Source organism: Candidatus Deferrimicrobiaceae bacterium (assembly GCA_035256765.1).
Taxonomy (GTDB): domain Bacteria; phylum Desulfobacterota; class Deferrimicrobia; order Deferrimicrobiales; family Deferrimicrobiaceae; genus CSP1-8.
In genome coordinates this window covers 1-1994 of sequence record DATEXR010000111.1, presented here as the reverse complement: position 1 = coordinate 1994, position 1994 = coordinate 1, and the positions used below count along the sequence as shown (strand labels likewise).

At 66.5% G+C, this 1994-nt stretch carries 1 protein-coding gene; it reads right to left on the bottom strand.

The features are described from left to right. Positions 1–477 precede the first annotated feature (477 nt). Complete coding sequence (locus VJ307_03705; GenBank protein HJX73239.1) at positions 478–1443, bottom strand: integron integrase; 966 nt, start codon at positions 1441–1443, stop codon at positions 478–480. Positions 1444–1994: the final 551 nt, after the last annotated feature.

The following is a 1994-nucleotide window of genomic DNA, read 5'->3' as shown; positions in this document are numbered from 1 at the left end:
GGACCCGGAGAAGCGCGACCTGCTCCGGGTGGAGATCGGCGACGAGACCGACGCCGACGAGATCTTCACGAAACTGATGGGCGACCAGGTGGAGCCGCGGAGGGATTTCATCGAGAAGAACGCCCTGGAGGTGTCCTCGCTGGATATCTGACGGGTCGGTTCGCCGGGCCGCGCATTCCGACGCCGGTCGTGCGCTTCAGGTGACGACAAGGTTGATCTCCCCCCGGAGCCTGGGGTGGTTTCATCCGGCACGTCGCGGTATCCTGGCGCCGGGTCGAAAACTCCGGCGGGATCGGGTGTGCGGCCGGGCAGGGGAGTAAGCCGACCGGGCGGGGGCATCCGCGGCATACCCCGGAAAGGCATCGGGCTCGGGCATGAGACCGGCCGAAAGAGATCGATTCCCCTTCCGGACCGCACCGGAAAACGTACCTCCCCATCCCGTTTCTCTCCCGTTACCGATGACACCGTGCGCACCGGTCATACCGCGTCCGCAGGGCTTTTCACCGCGAGGCCCGGCCGGTTCAGCACGTGGGTGTAGATCATGGTGGTGGAGACGTCGGAATGGCCCAGCATCTCCTGAACGGTTCGGATGTCGTACCCGGACTCCAGAAGGTGCGTGGCGAAGGAGTGTCGAAGCGTATGGCAGGTGACGCGCTTGGCGATCCCCGCGTCGCGCGCGGCCTTCTTGACCGCCTTCTGGAGGGCGCTCTCGTGCACGTGGTACCGGCGCACCTTGCCGCTGCGCGGGTCCACCGAGAGCCGTCCGGCGGGGAAAACCCACTGCCAGGCCCAGTCGCGCGGGGCGCCGGGATACTTGCGCTCGAGGGCGGGTGGAAGGTGGACTTCCCCGAAGCCGCGATCCCGGTCCTGTTCGTCGCGGGCCCGGACGTCGGCCAGATGTTTCCGAAGGGGCTCGCGGAAACGCTCGGGGAGGACCGTCACGCGGTCCTTCCCGCCTTTGCCTTCCCGCACGAGGACCTGCCGGCGGTCGAAGTCAAGGTCCTTCACGCGCAGGCGCAGGCACTCCATGAGGCGCAGGCCCGACCCGTACAGGAGGCCGGCCATGAGGGCGTGAACCCCGGAAAGCCGGGAGAGGAGACGCGCAACCTCCTCGCGGGAGAGGACCGTGGGCAGCCGGCGACGCCCCCGGGCGCGGGGAAAGTCGGGGATGGTGCCGAGGGGGTGGCCCAGCACGTGCTGGAAGAAGAAGACCAGGGCGTTGAGGGCCTGTCCCTGGGTGGCCGCGGACACGTTGCGCGCCAGGGCGAGGTGCTCCAGAAAGGCGTGCACGCTCCCCGCCCCGGGCTCCGAAAAGCGTGCCGCGCAGAACGACAGAAATCGAACGACCCAGGCAGAGTAGGCCCGCTCCGTGCTAAAGGAATAATTGCCGGTTCGCATCACGGACCGAAGCCGTTCGGGCCAAAAAGAGAGCCCGTTCTTCATTTCCCCGCTGTCCTCCCCGTCCGAAGGATCCGCGCCGGGAGAATGCGGGCCCGGGAGGGGAGCCGGTCCGACCGCGGTGTGTGCAGACCCCGAAGGGGAAGCCGCCCGGGCCGCGGGTGCCTCCCAAGGCCCCGCCCATTCCGCCCCCAGGACGGACCGATAGAAAACCCTCAGGGCGTGGGCCGCCTGCCGTACCTGCCAGAGTTGGACGCCCGGACGATCCGAAAGGCCGCGAAGGAACGCTTCGGCATCCTCCGGCCCTCTCCCCGCCAGGGGGCGGTTCTTCTGGAAGGCCCGGAAACGTTCGACCCACCCAACGTACCACCGTGTTCGATCTTGAGGCACCTTCTCGCGCTTCAACGCCTCCAGGAATATCGGCCAGGGAATGTTCTCGCCCGCGGTGCCCCTCGGTTCCATATGCTTCCCCTCCGGCGAACTGACACGAAAGGGGAAACAAATCGCGTGCCAAGACTATCTGGATTCCACGATAACAAGACTCTAACGAATCCGCTTTTTTCGCCTATCATGATTCCCGGATATTAAACTGTTAG

Bases quoted from the DNA above. Each gene is read 5' to 3' on its own strand.
- VJ307_03705 (HJX73239.1), bottom strand. From the start codon at position 1,443: ATGAAGAACGGGCTCTCTTTTTGGCCCGAACGGCTTCGGTCCGTGATG.